At 63.4% G+C, this 13,457-nt stretch carries 12 protein-coding genes and 1 pseudogene; 7 read left to right on the top strand and 6 right to left on the bottom strand.

The annotated features are described in order from the left end of the window. Nucleotides 1–95 precede the first annotated feature (95 nt). The gene (locus NKH19_RS09300) at nt 96–575 is read left to right on the top strand and encodes a tellurite resistance TerB family protein (RefSeq protein WP_352866223.1); all 480 of its coding nucleotides are present in this window, start codon (nt 96–98) and stop codon (nt 573–575) included. A gap of 14 nt (nt 576–589) precedes the next feature. Further along, entirely contained in the window at nt 590–1,306 is a 717-nt protein-coding gene (locus NKH19_RS09295) for a glutamine amidotransferase (protein ID WP_352866222.1), read from the top strand. 6 nt (nt 1,307–1,312) lie between these two features. Here NKH19_RS09295 and NKH19_RS09290 read toward each other — a convergent pair whose 3' ends face one another. The 6 genes and pseudogenes from NKH19_RS09290 to gnd all read right to left on the bottom strand — a co-directional run bounded on the left by NKH19_RS09290 (nt 1,313) and on the right by gnd (nt 7,624). Next, nucleotides 1,313–2,551, bottom strand: a complete 1,239-nt coding sequence (locus NKH19_RS09290; RefSeq protein WP_352866220.1) for an MFS transporter — start codon at nt 2,549–2,551, stop codon at nt 1,313–1,315. Between the two features lie 224 nt (nt 2,552–2,775). Then, complete coding sequence (locus NKH19_RS09285) at nt 2,776–3,876, bottom strand: aminotransferase class I/II-fold pyridoxal phosphate-dependent enzyme (protein ID WP_352866219.1); 1,101 nt, start codon at nt 3,874–3,876, stop codon at nt 2,776–2,778. 193 nt (nt 3,877–4,069) lie between these two features. Beyond that, nucleotides 4,070–4,531, bottom strand: coding sequence for a Ros/MucR family transcriptional regulator (locus NKH19_RS09280; RefSeq protein WP_352866216.1), 462 nt, complete (start codon nt 4,529–4,531; stop codon nt 4,070–4,072). A 215-nt stretch (nt 4,532–4,746) separates the two neighbouring features. Beyond that, nucleotides 4,747–5,207: pseudogene (locus tag NKH19_RS09275) on the bottom strand (hypothetical protein). 12 nt (nt 5,208–5,219) lie between these two features. Beyond that, the gene (gene zwf, locus NKH19_RS09270) at nt 5,220–6,596 is read right to left on the bottom strand and encodes a glucose-6-phosphate dehydrogenase (RefSeq protein WP_352866214.1); all 1,377 of its coding nucleotides are present in this window, start codon (nt 6,594–6,596) and stop codon (nt 5,220–5,222) included. 20 nt (nt 6,597–6,616) lie between these two features. Further along, nucleotides 6,617–7,624, bottom strand: coding sequence for a phosphogluconate dehydrogenase (NAD(+)-dependent, decarboxylating) (gene gnd / locus NKH19_RS09265; protein ID WP_352866213.1), 1,008 nt, complete (start codon nt 7,622–7,624; stop codon nt 6,617–6,619). Between the two features lie 414 nt (nt 7,625–8,038). Here gnd and NKH19_RS09260 point away from each other — a divergent pair, with 414 nt between their 5' ends. The 5 genes from NKH19_RS09260 (at nt 8,039) to NKH19_RS09240 (ending at nt 13,457) form a co-directional block, all read left to right on the top strand. After that, nucleotides 8,039–9,325 carry a sensor histidine kinase gene (locus NKH19_RS09260; protein ID WP_352866211.1) on the top strand — a complete coding sequence of 429 codons (1,287 nt, stop codon included), beginning with the start codon at nt 8,039–8,041 and terminating at the stop codon, nt 9,323–9,325. Beyond that, complete coding sequence (locus tag NKH19_RS09255; protein WP_352866210.1) at nt 9,325–10,050, top strand: response regulator; 726 nt, start codon at nt 9,325–9,327, stop codon at nt 10,048–10,050. The genes NKH19_RS09260 and NKH19_RS09255 overlap by 1 nt, the downstream gene beginning before the upstream one ends. A gap of 149 nt (nt 10,051–10,199) precedes the next feature. Beyond that, nucleotides 10,200–11,201, top strand: a complete 1,002-nt coding sequence (locus tag NKH19_RS09250) for a YihY/virulence factor BrkB family protein (protein WP_502910891.1) — start codon at nt 10,200–10,202, stop codon at nt 11,199–11,201. 254 nt (nt 11,202–11,455) lie between these two features. Beyond that, entirely contained in the window at nt 11,456–12,346 is an 891-nt protein-coding gene (locus tag NKH19_RS09245) for an SMP-30/gluconolactonase/LRE family protein (RefSeq protein ID WP_352866205.1), read from the top strand. Between the two features lie 97 nt (nt 12,347–12,443). Beyond that, nucleotides 12,444–13,457 carry an ABC transporter substrate-binding protein gene (locus NKH19_RS09240; protein WP_352866203.1) on the top strand — a complete coding sequence of 338 codons (1,014 nt, stop codon included), beginning with the start codon at nt 12,444–12,446 and terminating at the stop codon, nt 13,455–13,457.

Here is a 13,457-nt window from a genome sequence, read left to right as displayed (position 1 = left end):
CAAGAAGATAGAGCATGATGTCTGGACAAACGGGTCCCGTTTGTCCGAGAAAACCGCTTCACACTTTTCGGCATCATGCTCTGAGGAATGGATCTATGTTTGAACGCGTTCTGTCATTTCTCAGGGATTTGCCGGCCGGCACTACCGCGCAGGCCAGCACGGACGATCCGCGCATCGCTGCATCGGCGCTTCTCTACCATGTGATGAACGCCGATGGCGTGCGCCAGGATGTCGAATGGGAGCGGTTCAAGGCGGTGCTGGCGCAGAGCTATTCGATCAGCGGCGCCGAACTCGAAGCGCTTGTCGCCGCCGGTGAGCGGGCCGACAATGAGGCGATCGATCTCTATGCCTTCACCAGTGTCTTGAAGCGCCATCTCGATGCCGATGCGCGCAAGGCTTTCATCGGCCTGATGTGGGAGATCGTCTATGCCGATGGCGAGTTGCACGAACTGGAGGACAACACGGTCTGGCGCGTCGCCGAGCTGATCGGCGTCGAACGCCGCGACCGTGTCGAGGCGCGCCGCAAGGCGGCCGCACTTGCACCTGGCGCCACCGGAACATCAAGCGACGAATAGGTTTTCGCCTTCCCATGCCGCGCCAAACGAGTTCGAAGCCAAAGATCCTGATCGTGCTGCATCAGGAGAATTCGAGCCCCGGACGCGTCGGCCACATGCTTTTGGAAGAGGGTTTTGACCTCGACGTCCGACGTCCGCCGCTGGGCGACACTTTGCCGGATACGCTGGATGGTCACGCCGGCACGGTGGTGTTCGGCGGGCCTATGAGTGCCAATGACGAGGATGAATTCGTCCGCCGCGAGACCAGTTGGCTGGAAATACCGCTGAGGGAGAACCGGCCGTGCCTCGGCATCTGCCTTGGCGCGCAGATGCTGGTCAACCATCTCGGCGGCAAGGTCGAGGGTCACGGCGAAGGGCTGGTCGAGATCGGATGGTACCCGCTGAAGGCGACCGAAGCCGGCAGGGAGCTGATGCATTGGCCGGAGATGGTCTATCAGTTTCACCGTGAGGGCTTTTCGCTGCCCAGGGACGCGACGCTGCTGGCGACGGCCGAGACCTATCCCAACCAGGCCTTCCGCTATGGCGACAATGCCTGGGGCATCCAGTTCCATGGCGAGCTGACCAGGGTGATGATGCAGCGCTGGGTGGTGCGCGGCGCGCATCGCTTCGAGCTGCCGGGCGCGCAGCCCGGCCGCGATCATCTCGGCGGCCGGCTGATCTGGGACATGCATCTCAAGCGATGGCTGGACGAGTTCCTGCGGCTGATTTTCGGCAAGCCGGCCGCTCGATAAGGCGGGTCAATTGCGCCCGCTGAGATGGCGCACCCTGCGTAGTTGAGGGAACAACACCACCCACAATCCGGCGACGGCGATCGCACCGACGCCGCCGACCACGACAGCCGGTACCGTGCCGATCAGTGCCGCCATCGTGCCGGCGCGGAATTCGCCCAGTTCGTTAGAAGCGCCGACGAAGACCTGGTTGACGGCGTTGACGCGACCACGCACATGGTCGGGCGTCCACAGCTGGATCAGGGTCTCCCGGATGTAAACGCTGAACATGTCGGTGGCGCCAAGGAAGGCGAGGGCGACGATCGACAGCCAGGTGATGGTCGACAGGCCGAACAGCACGGTAAAGGCGCCGAACGCGGCGACAAAGCCGAGCATGATCATGCCGGCGTGGTTGCGGATCGGATGGCCGGCCAGCCAGATGGCGACGCAGATGGCGCCGACGCCCGGTGCCGAGCGCAGAAGGCCGAGACCCCAGGGGCCGAGCTGGAGGATGTCGCGCGCGTAGACAGGCAGCAGCGCCGAGGCGCCGGACAGGAGCACGGCGAACAGATCGAGCGAGATGGCGCCCAGCACGATCTTCTCGCTCCAGATGTAGCTGAATCCCCCGAAAAGGTTCTGCATCGTCGGCTTTTCGGTCTCCGTGCGTTGCGACGGCTTCGGGATGGTGAAGATCAGCAGCCCGGACACGAGCATCAGGACGGCGGCCGTGCCGTAGGCCACTTCCGGCGACACGCCGTAGAGCAGGCCGCCAGCAACCGGTCCGACGATGGTCGCCGTCTGCCAGGCCGATGAATTCCAGGCGATGGCATTGGCGAAATCCTCAGGCGGCACCAGATTGGCGAACAGCGAGGCGGAGGCCGGACCGAAGAAGGCGCGGGCGACGCCAAACATGGCAAGTACGGCGAAGATCGGCAGCGGCCCGCTGACGCCGCGCAGCGTCAGAAGCAGCAGCGTCAGCGCGCAGATCGCTTCCAGCACCACCGCCAGCGCCATGATCAGCCGCCGCCCGAAGCGGTCGGCGACGACGCCGGTGACCAGCACCAGCAGCAGCGAAGGCAGGAACTGGACGATGCCGACCAGGCCGAGATCGAGCGGGTTCCGGGTCAGGTCGTACATCTGCCAGCCGACAGCGACGGACACGATCATGGTGGCGAAGGTGGTGAGGAAACGCGCCGCCCAATAGCTCAGGAAGGAGCGATGGCGGAACGCGGCATAGCGCTGGTCGGGCAATATCTGTTCGGTTGTCATGGATTTAAGAGGCCCGTTGCGATGGCATTGGAGCGACGTGCGTCCAATTGGACGCACAAAATACGCTCCAACACTTGTTAGCTTTCGCATCGTGGCGGGGGCACTTCCACGATGGGCGCTGGTCCGGCTGGCGGAACTGTTTGTCCAGATTCGATGCGGATATGCGTTAAAATCGGTGCTGGATCAAGGAATTTTCAACCTGATCCATCGATCGCATGGGGAGCTTACTGCTTCAGCGCGGCGGAGATTGCGTCGAGGCCGCCGCGTAGTTCGGCTTCCGTCGGCCAGCCAAAGCCGACGCGGAAGAAGCGCTTCTCCATCTCGAACCAGTGGCCGGGCCCGACATACGTGCCGTGGTTCTCGAGCAGGTTTACATAGAACCGGTCGAGGTCGAAACCGCGATCGACATTCAGGCGGGGGAAACCGACGACACCACCTTCGGGCCGCACCCAGTCTACCAGTGGCTCGCGGTCGATCCAGGCCTGGACGATGTCGCGGCGCTTCGCCATTTCGGGCAGCAGCGTCGCCAGGAAGATATCCCGGCGCTCAAGCACGCCGCGTGCGATGCCTTCGTCGATGACGCTGCCGCAGATGCCGATCTGCTCCTTGGCGGCGAGGAACTTTTCCTGAAGCTCCGCATCCCTGGTGATCAGCCAGCCGATGCGGATGCCGGGAATGCCGAAGGACTTGGACAGTGACGAGACGCTGATCGCCTTCCGGCTCAGCGATGCCGCCGACGGCAGCCGCTTGCCATAGGAGAGGTCGCGGTAGGTCTCGTCGACCAGCAGATGGCAGTTGCTGCTTTCGGCGAGCGCCACCAGCGCATCGAGATCGGTCCGGCTCATCATCGTGCCGGTCGGATTGTGCGGGCAGGTGACGCTGATCAGCCTGGTGTTCGGCTGCATCGCCGCCTTGACGCGCTCGACATCGATGGCGAAGTCTTCCTCGAAGGCCAGGTCGACAAAGCCGATGGCGCAGCCGATCGCCCTTGGGGTTTCGATGTTGGTGGCGTAGTTGGGCCTGATGACGACGAGATGGTCGTTCGCCGACAGAAGCGAGGTCGAGATGATGAACAGCGCGCCTGCGGCACCGGCGGTGACCAGGACATCATCAGGCGAGATGCCGGCGTCCTGCGCCGCAATCAGCGCGCGCAGCTCCTTGTCGCCGCGATGCTCACCATAGAAAAGCGTGAGATCAGGCAGCGACAGGCCGATGTCGGAGAGCTTCTGGTCGGCGATCGAACTTTCGGAGAGATTGTAGCGGATACGGTCGTAGCCGTACTCTTCCGGCGCCTCTTTCTCGATCACCATCCGGGTGTAGTTCATGACTTCCCCCTCAAAGAACCCGTCCGGTTCATCCAAGCCATAAAAACATGAAGCCTGCCAAGGCGATTCGCCGGCAGGCTTCAATCAATCTATTGGCTCAGCGCCGAATTCGGTCCTTGCCTCAGGAGGTCGTTGTCCCAAACCGTTGGACACCCTCGGTCAAGCCCGAGGGCATGCTCTTGGGGGACATGCCTCAGGCTGAAACCTTGGCCTTCCTGCCCTTGACAGGTGCCTTCACGGGGGCGGCCTTGCGGCCGAGACCGATCGATTTCGCCAGCAGCGAGCGCGAGGCGGCATAGTTGGGGGCGACCATCGGATAGTCCGACGGCAAGCCCCATTTGGCGCGGTAGGCGTCCGGCGTCAGGCCGAAATGCACGCCGAGGTGACGCTTCAGCGATTTGAACTTCTTGCCGTCTTCGAGGCAGATGATGTAATCGGGCGTCACCGACTTCTTGGGGTTGACCGCCGGGACCAGCGGAGCAGCCAATGGGGCCACCGGCTTGCCGAGCCCGCTTATCGAGGCGCTGACGCTGGCGATGAGGTCGGGCAAGCCGGAGGCGGGCAAGCGGTTCTTCTCGACGTAAGCGGACACGATGTGAGCGGTAAGCTCGAGCAGGTCGATGTCTTTACGGGCGCTGTTGCTATCGTCGGTCACTCTATCTCTCCGTCTAAAGCGAATGACCTGAAAATCGGATTCGATTCCCGGAAAGGATCATGCGCAAAATCAAAATGCTAAAGCGTCCTTTGTGCATCCACGGGACGGGCAGCGTTGTTGTGGCGCGGAATTCCTAGTCGGGGAATCTGCGCAATGCAATGACTTGGCGTCATATCACACGTTATTTTGAACAACTATATTAAACAATAACAATATCAGACTATCAGCGCCTTGTCGCGCCACAATCGAAATCCGCCCTCGAAGGCGCGTGTGTTGTCGCCGCGCCTGGAGTCGGCGGGCAATTCATCGAGCTTGTCGACATTGCCGCCGCCAATGACGGCATAGTCAGGCTGCATCGCGGCACGGAGCCGGTCGACGACGTCGAAGACATATCGGCGCCATTTCTTCTTGCCGCGCTTTACCAGGCCGCGTTCGCCGACCGGGCCCGGGATAGCCCCATCGAGATGACGTCATAGGACAGGCCCCCGGCGAGTTCTTGACCGCATCGATCATCTGCCGAGGCGTCAGGTCCGGCCCGGAGCCGGCGCGGCGCTCCTCGCCGCCGGCGCTTGGTGAGGATCTTGACGTGCGAGCCGCCAATATCGATCGAAAGCACGATCTTTTCAGGGCCTGACTTCTCAGGACCCGATGCCGGTTGTTTCACCGCCTTGGCCATCATGTCACCCTCTCACTTTACCGGATCGATCCAGCCGTTGGGCGGCCCGAACCCGGCCATGACGTCCGCGGGACCCCATGTGCCCGGCTCGTAGAGATGCGGTGGCGTGGTGTCGCCAAGCACCGGGCCGACGATGCGCCAGGCCAGTTCGCTGGCATCCTGGCGGGTGAACAACTGACCGTTGCCGTTCATGGCGTCGCCGATCAACCGCTCATAGGGCGGCATGTCGCCCTTACTGTCGTCGAGCGCCGTCAACTCAACCTGCTCGCCGATCATGTCGTCGCCCGGCGCCTTGCGCTGGGCGCCGATGGCGATCACCACTTGCGGATCGATACGGAAGCGGACGTAGTTCTGGTCAGCGGGCTTGATCGGGTCGAAGACGTCGAGCGGCGGCCGCTTCAGCCGCACCACCACTTCGGTGACATGCACCGGCATGTTCTTGCCGGCGCGGATGAAGAACGGCACGTCCTGCCAGCGCCAGGTGTCGACGAAGAAACGCACCGCCGCGAAGGTCTCGACCGGCGAGTTCGGCGCCACGCCCGGTTCAGTGAGATAGCCGGTGAACTGGCCGCGCACGACATCGTCCCTGGTCAGCGTGCGGATGGCGCGCAGCACCTGCACCTTCTCGTCGATCAGGTCGTCGGCGGAACGGCCGACGGGCGGCTCCATGGCAAGCAGCAACAGGATGTTGAGCAGATGGTTCTCGATGACGTCCCTGATGCAGCCGACATCGTCATAGAAGCGACCACGACCCTCGACGCCGAAATCCTCGGCCATGGTGATCTGCACGCTCTCGACGAAATTGCGGTTCCAGATCGGCTCAAGGAAGGAATTGGCGAAGCGGAAATAGAGCAGGTTCTGGATCGCTTCCTTGCCGAGATAGTGGTCGATGCGAAAGATCGACTGTTCGTCGAACACCAGATGCAGAACCCGGTTCAGCCAGCGTGCCGATTGCAGATCATGGCCGAAAGGCTTTTCCACCATCAGCCGCGCGCCCTGGGCCGTGCCCGATTGCTCCAGCCCCTGGACGACGATCTCGAACATGGTCGGCGGCACCGCCATGTAGTGCAGCGGCCGCTGCGCCGTGCCGAGCGCGCTTTTCAGCTTCTCGAAGGTCGCTCCATCGCGGTAGTCGCCGCTGACATAGCGCAGTTGCGAGGCGAACTGTGCGAACACCTTCTCGTCGATCTTGCCGAGCGCATTGACGATGCCGTCGCGGGCACGGGCGTGCAATTGCTTGATGTCCCAGGCGTCGAAGGCGACGCCGATCACCGGCTCGGTGAGCGTGCCCTTGGCGACCATCTGATAAAGCGCTGGAAATATCTTCTTGTGGGCAAGGTCGCCGGTCGCTCCAAAAAGCACCAGCGTGTCGGAGCGTTCCTGGCTCATGCGTGTCTCCCCCGCCGCCGTCACTTGCCGGCCTTTTCGACATGGCCGCCAAAGGCATAGCGCATTGCGGACAACAGCTTGTCGGCGAATTCGGATTCGCCTTGTGAGGAGAAGCGGTCGAACAGGGCCGAGGACAGAACCGGCGCCGGCACGCCGGTGTCGATCGCCGCCTTCAGCGTCCAGCGGCCTTCGCCGGAATCCGAGACGCGACCGCCGAAATTCGCCAGGCCCGGATCGCTCTTCAATGCGCCGGCCGTCAGGTCGAGCAGCCAGGAGCCGATGACGCTGCCATGCCGCCAGACCTCGGCCACCTGGGGAAGGTCGATATCGAACTGGTAGTATTGCGGGTTTTCCAGCGGGCTGGTCTCGGCGTCCGCCGTTCGTTGCCGCTTGCCGGCATTGGCCGACTTCAGGATGTTCATGCCTTCGGCATAGGCGGCCATGACGCCATATTCGATGCCGTTGTGCACCATCTTGACGAAGTGGCCGGCGCCGCTCGGTCCGCAATGCAGATAGCCAAAGGCCGCGGTCCCGGCATCCTTGGGCGGATTGGAGCCGGCGTCGGCGCCCGGCGCCAGCGTGGCGAAGACCGAATCGAGATGTTGCACCGCCACATCGGGACCGCCGATCATCAGGCAGTAGCCACGCTCCAGTCCCCAGACACCGCCGCTGGTGCCGACATCGACAAGATGGATACCCTTGCCAGCCAGCTTCGCGGCCTGGTCGACGGCGTCGTGATAGTAGGAATTGCCGCCGTCGATGAGGATGTCGCCGGGCTCCATCAGCGCCGCCACCTGATCGATGATCCTGCCGGTGATGGCCGCCGGCAGCATCAGCCACACACAACGCGGCTTGGCGAGCTTGCCGACGAATTCTTCCAGTGAGGCCGCCCCTAGCGCGCCGTCGGTCACCAGAGCCGCGACGCTGGTGGGATTGATGTCGTAGACGACGCATTCATGGCCGTCGCGCATCAGGCGCCGGACCATGTTGGCGCCCATCCGGCCCAGTCCCATCATTCCGATCTGCATGGTGTCGTCCCTGTTTCCTAAGAGATTTGCGGGGTTTATCGAGGAAGGATCGCCTGGCTATTCCTGGGCGCCCGATATGACGGAGAAGTCGACATTCTCCCAATCGCCGGTCCCGGGCCAGAAAAAAGTGAAGATCAGCGTGCTTCCCTGCGGGAGGCTGGCCAAGTGACGTTTCGACGCCACTCGTGGCGCTCGGCGTCCATCGTGCCGGAATTCCCGGGGCGCCGGAGCAATGGTTGGCGTCCAAGTCACTGGCATTCTGTGTCGGTCTCCTGACCCGTCTCCCTAGACCAGGACGCGAAACCTTTTCAATCACCGCACCGCAAGTTGATCGGGCTCCGCCAGCCCAGCCGTCGTTGACAGCGGTGCCGGCATGCGTCCACTATTTCCCTGCACGGGAGGATCGTGAAAGCCATGCCGGAGGTGTCCCTGGTCCTGATCGACCGGCTGTTGGCGATTTCGCGGGCGCTTGCCGGCCATATCGATCCCGGCACGGCGTTCCGCGCGACAGCAATCGAGATCGGCTCGCTCATTCCGCACGACCACATGGATCTGGCGGTGCTGTCGCACGACGGCCGCCGCCACGCCTGTTATGAAGCCGGCTTCCACACCAGCTGGAGCGAGCTTGCCCAGCATCCGCTGCCGACCGAAGTCAGCCCGATACGCTCCGTGCTGTGGGGCGAGGTGCCCTATCTGCTCGCCGATGATGCGCTGCGCGACGAGCGCTTCCATTTCGCCACCGCCATCGATGGGCCGATCTTCGCCGCCCGATTGCGCAGCCGCATCGTCGTGCCGCTCAGGGCACGCGGCGGCATCATCGGCGCGCTCAACATCAGCCGGCATGAGATCGATTGCTACACGCTTGCCGATGTCGCCGTTGCCCAGCAATGCGCGGATCTGATCGCGCCCTATATCTTCGCGCTGATCCAGACCGAGGAGGCGCGCCGTGCGATGCTGGCCGAGAGCGAGGCGCGCAACCGCGTCGAACTGCTGCGGGTCGGCGCCTCGCAATTGACCGAAGGCATGGAGCGCGAACGCCGGCGCATGGCCATGGACCTGCACGACCAGACGCTCGCCGACCTCGCCCGGATCGCGCGCCAGCTTTCGGCCTTGCGTGGCCAGGGCGTGGCGCGGGCAGCGCAGCTTGCCGATCTCGAGCAGGAGGTCGCCGGTTGCCTGACGGAACTGCGCCACATCGTCGACGACATGCGGCCGAGCGTGCTTGAACTGTTCGGCCTGCGGGATGCGGTCGAGGCGCACCTCAACCGCAGCGTCGCCAGAGCCAAGCCGCCGATCGCCGTGCGTATCGCCGATACCAGCGACGGCGGTGCCGACAGCCTGCCCGAGCCTGTCCGCACCGCGCTCTACCGGATCGTGCAGGAAGCGATCAACAATGCCGTTCGCCATGCCGCGCCGCACCGCATCGATGTGCTGCTGGCGTCGACAACGAGCGTGCTTCGGGTCATCGTCACCGATGACGGCCAGGGATGCGGCGCTATCGATCCGGCGGCCCATGGCGGCATCGGCCATATGCACACGCGGGCCGCCCTTATCGGGGCACGGCTGAGAATCGGCCAGGCCAGCCGCAAGAGCGGCGGCACGCGTGTCGTCGTCGAGATCGACCGCCAGCCGTTGCCAGAATTGGCCATGACGGCGGCTGCAACAATACCCGGCGAGCTCGCCGTGTCGGAGGCCATGTGATGCTTGTGATGATCGCCGAGAATGACGGGCTGCACCGCACCTTCGCGCGCCGGACCGTCGAGCAATTGTGGCCCGGCGACGTCGAGGTGATCGAAGCGAGCGACGGCGAGGACGCCATCAACCTGGCGGCCGAGCGTGAGCCGCCGCATGTCGTGCTCGACCTGCAGATGCCGAAGGCGACCGGGATCGAGGTCGCCAGGGCGATCTGGAACCGCCGCGCCGGCACGCACATCCTGTTTTGGTCCAATTTCGCCGACGAGGCCTACGTGCGCGGCGTGGCGCGTATCGTGCCGCCCGGTTCGGTCTATGGCTATGTGCTCAAATCGGCGACGGAGGAAGGCATGCGCTCTGCCTTGCGCGGCGTTTTCCGCGATGGCCACTGCATCATCGACCGCGAGATCCGTGGCATCCAGCACCGCGTGCAGGATAGGTTCGAGGGTATCACGGACGGCGAATATGAAAGCCTGATCGACATCGCGCTCGGCCTGACCGACCGGGCGATCGCGGCACGCCGCGGCCTGTCGATCCGCGGCGCCCAGAGCCGCATCAAGCATGTCTACGACAAGCTCGGCATCGTGCCGGCGGAGGACGGCGCCAGCGATGCCTCCGTGTTCAACTCTCGGACGCGGGCGATCTATCTCGCGATGGCACGCGGCCTGATCAACATCGACGCGCTGCGTCGCGAGCAGGACCGGCTCGACGCCTGGCTGGCGAAGCAAGAGTAGGCCTTCCCCTACACGCCTCACCTCACGGCTGGGAGTCCGCACCAGATTCCGATCCAATTCCTGAACCAGCGGCGCGCCAGACCGGAACATCGGAAGGTCTGGTGCATTGCTAATGAACGCCGTTCCAACCCACTGCCCGCGGACCCGAAGTGCGACCCTCAATCACAAATTCGTGGCACTTGGTGCGTGAAAGCGTAGCCGGCTTCATCAACGACAATGCTCTTAGTCATGGTGCCGCGATGGCTTTCTATGCCGCCACCTCGCTGGCGCCGATTTTGCTGATCGTGGTTGCTGTCGCTGGTCTCGTCTTCGGTCATGACGCCGCGCAACTGGCTTTGTCGGCCCAGATCTCCGGGCTGATGGGGCCGGAAAGCGCCGATCTCCTCCAGGCTGCGCTGGAAAATGCATCCAGCAAGCTGTACGGGACCTGGGCCGCGGTCATCGGGCTCGTCACCTTGTTGGTGGCCGCGTCTGGCGTCTTTGGTGAAATGCAGCAGTCGTTGAACACAATCTGGAAGGTTGAACCACAGGGCAACTCCTTGTCGCGTCTGGTGCGGGCACGAGCCGCCAGTCTGGGGTTGGTGGCCGCGCTCGGGTTCCTGTTGCTGGTCTCTCTCATAGCAAGCGCCGCGATTTCGGCGCTGGGCGACTTTATCAACGTCCATCTGCCGTTCGGAACGATCATACTCGGCGCGATCAACGGCGTCGTTTCGTTTGCCCTGATCTCCCTGATGTTCGCCGCCATTTACAAAGTTTTGCCCGATCGAACCCTGGAATGGCGCGATGTAGGGATCGGTGCTGTTGTGACGGCTGCCCTGTTCACGTTGGGAAAATCGCTGGTCGGCTGGTATATCGGAACCAGCGCGATTGCGTCCTCGTATGGCGCCGCCGGTGGACTGCTCGTCATACTGCTCTGGGTTTACTACTCATCGGAAATCTTCCTTCTCGGCGCCGAGTTCACGCGCGCCTATTCAGTTCGGCACGGCAGCAGGTCCGATCTGAAGGCCTTGGTTCACAGTGCTTTACCCGCGCGGCGCGACGCGTTTCGCGCAGGGCAAAAGTCCAACTCTGCTGGCGTGGTCGCGCTCGTGGCGGTGGCGTGCGCGAGCGCAACATTGACCGCGTTTTTGCTGGGTGTTCGCCGGCCCTAGTCCGACGTCGCCGCGTCGCAACCCGATTTGACAAGGTGTTCGCCAATTCTATCGGGCTTATTGCCGCTATCGCTACGCCGCAATTGGGCCCTTTGCGACTGTGCAAACGCACAGTCGGCCGTGCGCTTTGACCCGTATCGCCATGCCGGCACCGCAACTACGCTCGACCCATAAAAAGACCATATCGGGAGAGCGCTCATGTCATTCGTCGCCATGCGGGTTCGAACGACTGTCGGCGCCGCCGGGAGCCAGTGATGTCGGTTTCGGCGCGCGCCCGCCATTCCGGCTTCGACGATGTCGTTGGCGATGCAGCGATCGAAACGCTGGCGAGCGGCTTCGGCTTCCTCGAAGGGCCGGCCTGGCACCCCTACGAGAAATGGCTGGTCTTCTCGGACATTCCGGAAAGCCGCATGTATCGCCGTGGCGTGGCGGGCGAGATCGAGCTGTTCCGCGAGCCGAGCCACAAGGCCAACGGCAACACGTTGGACCGCCACGGGCGGCTGGTCACCTGTGAGCACGCGACGAGCCGCGTGACCCGCGCCGAGGCCAACGGCAGCGTGACGGTGCTTGCCACACACCACAAGGGCAAGCAGCTCAACAGCCCCAACGACATTGTTATTGCCACCGGCGGATCGATCTATTTCACCGATCCGGGCTATGGCCGGGTGGAGTTCTATGGCGTGCCACGCCCTCAGGAACTGCCGTTCCAGGGTGTCTACCGCGTCGATGGGGACGGCGCACAACTGACATTGCTGGCCGACGATTTCGTCCAGCCGAACGGGCTTTGCTTCTCGCTGGACGAGTCGCGGCTGTTCATCAACGACACCGAACGCGGACACATCAGGGTGTTCGGCGTCGAAGCGAATGGCGATCTCAATGGCGGCGCGGTGTGGGCGGTGACCGAGGGCGACGGACCGGGAGCGCCCGACGGCATGAAGATCGACAGTCGCGGCAACCTTTACTGCACCGGGCCCGGCGGCATCCATGTCTTTGACGCGTCGGGCGGCATTCTTGGCGTCATCCGGACGCCCGAAGATTGCGCGAATTTTACCTTCGGCGACGACGACCTTCAAAGCCTCTACATTACCGCGTCGACGTCATTGTACCGGCTCCGGGTGCGCGTGCCGGGATTGAGACTGTTTTGAGCCCGCGACAATTCGTGCTCAAATCAGAGTTGGGAGTGAGGCCGGGGTCAAAGCCGGCGGGAATTGCAGCAGTCAACACATCTGGGAGGATTACGACATGAAGAAACTGTTCGTTCTGGGCGCTCTGGCGGCAATGCTCGCCTCGGGCACGGCGCTGGCCGACACCAGTGGCAAGAAGATCGCCTTTTCCAACAACTATGCCGGCAATTCCTGGCGGCAGGCCATGCTCGACAGCTATGGCATCGTCACCAAGAAGGCGGTCGCCGACAAGATCGTCGGCGCGGCCGACATCTTCACCACCGCCGACAAGGAAGTGCCGACGCAGGCGGCGCAGGTGCAGAACCTGATCCTGCAGGGCTATGACGCGATCGTCATCAACGCCGCCTCGCCGGATGCGCTCAACGGCGCCATCAAGCAGGCCTGCGACGCCGGCATCGTCGTCGTCTCCTTCGACGGCACCGTCACCGAACCTTGCGCCTACCGCGTCGTCGTCGACTTCAAGGACATGGGCAAGCAGGAAGTCGAGCAGATGGCCAAGTTCCAGCCCAAGGGCGGCAACCTGCTGGAAATCCGCGGCCTCGCCGGCACCTCGATCGACGATGCCATTCATGCCGGCATCCTTGAAGGCGTTGCCGCCCATCCCGAGTTCAAGATCGTCGGTTCGGTGACCGGCGACTGGGATCAGACGACGGCGCAGAAGGCGGTGGCGACCATCCTGCCGTCGCTGCCCGAGATCGTCGGCATCGTCGACCAGGGCGGTGACGGCTATGGCGCGGCACAGGCCTTCGCCGCCGCCGGCAAGCCGCGCCCCACCATCATCATGGGCAATCGGCAGGACGAACTGCAGTGGTGGAAGGAACAGAAGGACAAGGACGGCTACCAGACCTGGTCGGCCTCGATCGCGCCCGGCGTGTCGTCGCTCGCCTTCTGGGTGGCGCAGCAGGTGCTCGACGGCCGCACGGACATTCCGCACGATCTGCTGGTGCCGTATCTGGCCTTCACCCAAGACGATTTCGAGGCCGAGCTGCCGAAGATCCCCAAGGGTGGCGTTGCCAGCCACGAATACACGCAGGAAGATGCAATCGCGGCCATCAAAGCCAACATCAAGTGA

Origin of the sequence: Mesorhizobium sp. M1338 (genome assembly GCF_040318045.1) — a bacterium.
In the GTDB taxonomy this organism is placed as follows: Bacteria; Pseudomonadota; Alphaproteobacteria; order Rhizobiales; family Rhizobiaceae; genus Mesorhizobium.
Note: the sequence above shows the minus strand (reverse complement) of the source record. Positions and strands in the feature narration are given on the sequence as shown.

What these genes read in the sequence shown, in the direction of transcription:
- NKH19_RS09300 (WP_352866223.1), top strand. Translation starts at nt 96, where the DNA reads ATGTTTGAACGCGTTCTGTCATTTCTCAGGGATTTGCCGGCCGGCACT.
- NKH19_RS09295 (WP_352866222.1), top strand. Translation starts at nt 590, where the DNA reads ATGCCGCGCCAAACGAGTTCGAAGCCAAAGATCCTGATCGTGCTGCAT.
- NKH19_RS09290 (WP_352866220.1), bottom strand. Translation starts at nt 2,551, where the DNA reads ATGACAACCGAACAGATATTGCCCGACCAGCGCTATGCCGCGTTCCGC.
- NKH19_RS09285 (WP_352866219.1), bottom strand. Translation starts at nt 3,876, where the DNA reads ATGAACTACACCCGGATGGTGATCGAGAAAGAGGCGCCGGAAGAGTAC.
- zwf (WP_352866214.1), bottom strand. Translation starts at nt 6,596, where the DNA reads ATGAGCCAGGAACGCTCCGACACGCTGGTGCTTTTTGGAGCGACCGGC.
- gnd (WP_352866213.1), bottom strand. Translation starts at nt 7,624, where the DNA reads ATGCAGATCGGAATGATGGGACTGGGCCGGATGGGCGCCAACATGGTC.
- NKH19_RS09260 (WP_352866211.1), top strand. Translation starts at nt 8,039, where the DNA reads ATGCCGGAGGTGTCCCTGGTCCTGATCGACCGGCTGTTGGCGATTTCG.
- NKH19_RS09255 (WP_352866210.1), top strand. Translation starts at nt 9,325, where the DNA reads ATGCTTGTGATGATCGCCGAGAATGACGGGCTGCACCGCACCTTCGCG.
- NKH19_RS09245 (WP_352866205.1), top strand. Translation starts at nt 11,456, where the DNA reads ATGTCGGTTTCGGCGCGCGCCCGCCATTCCGGCTTCGACGATGTCGTT.
- NKH19_RS09240 (WP_352866203.1), top strand. Translation starts at nt 12,444, where the DNA reads ATGAAGAAACTGTTCGTTCTGGGCGCTCTGGCGGCAATGCTCGCCTCG.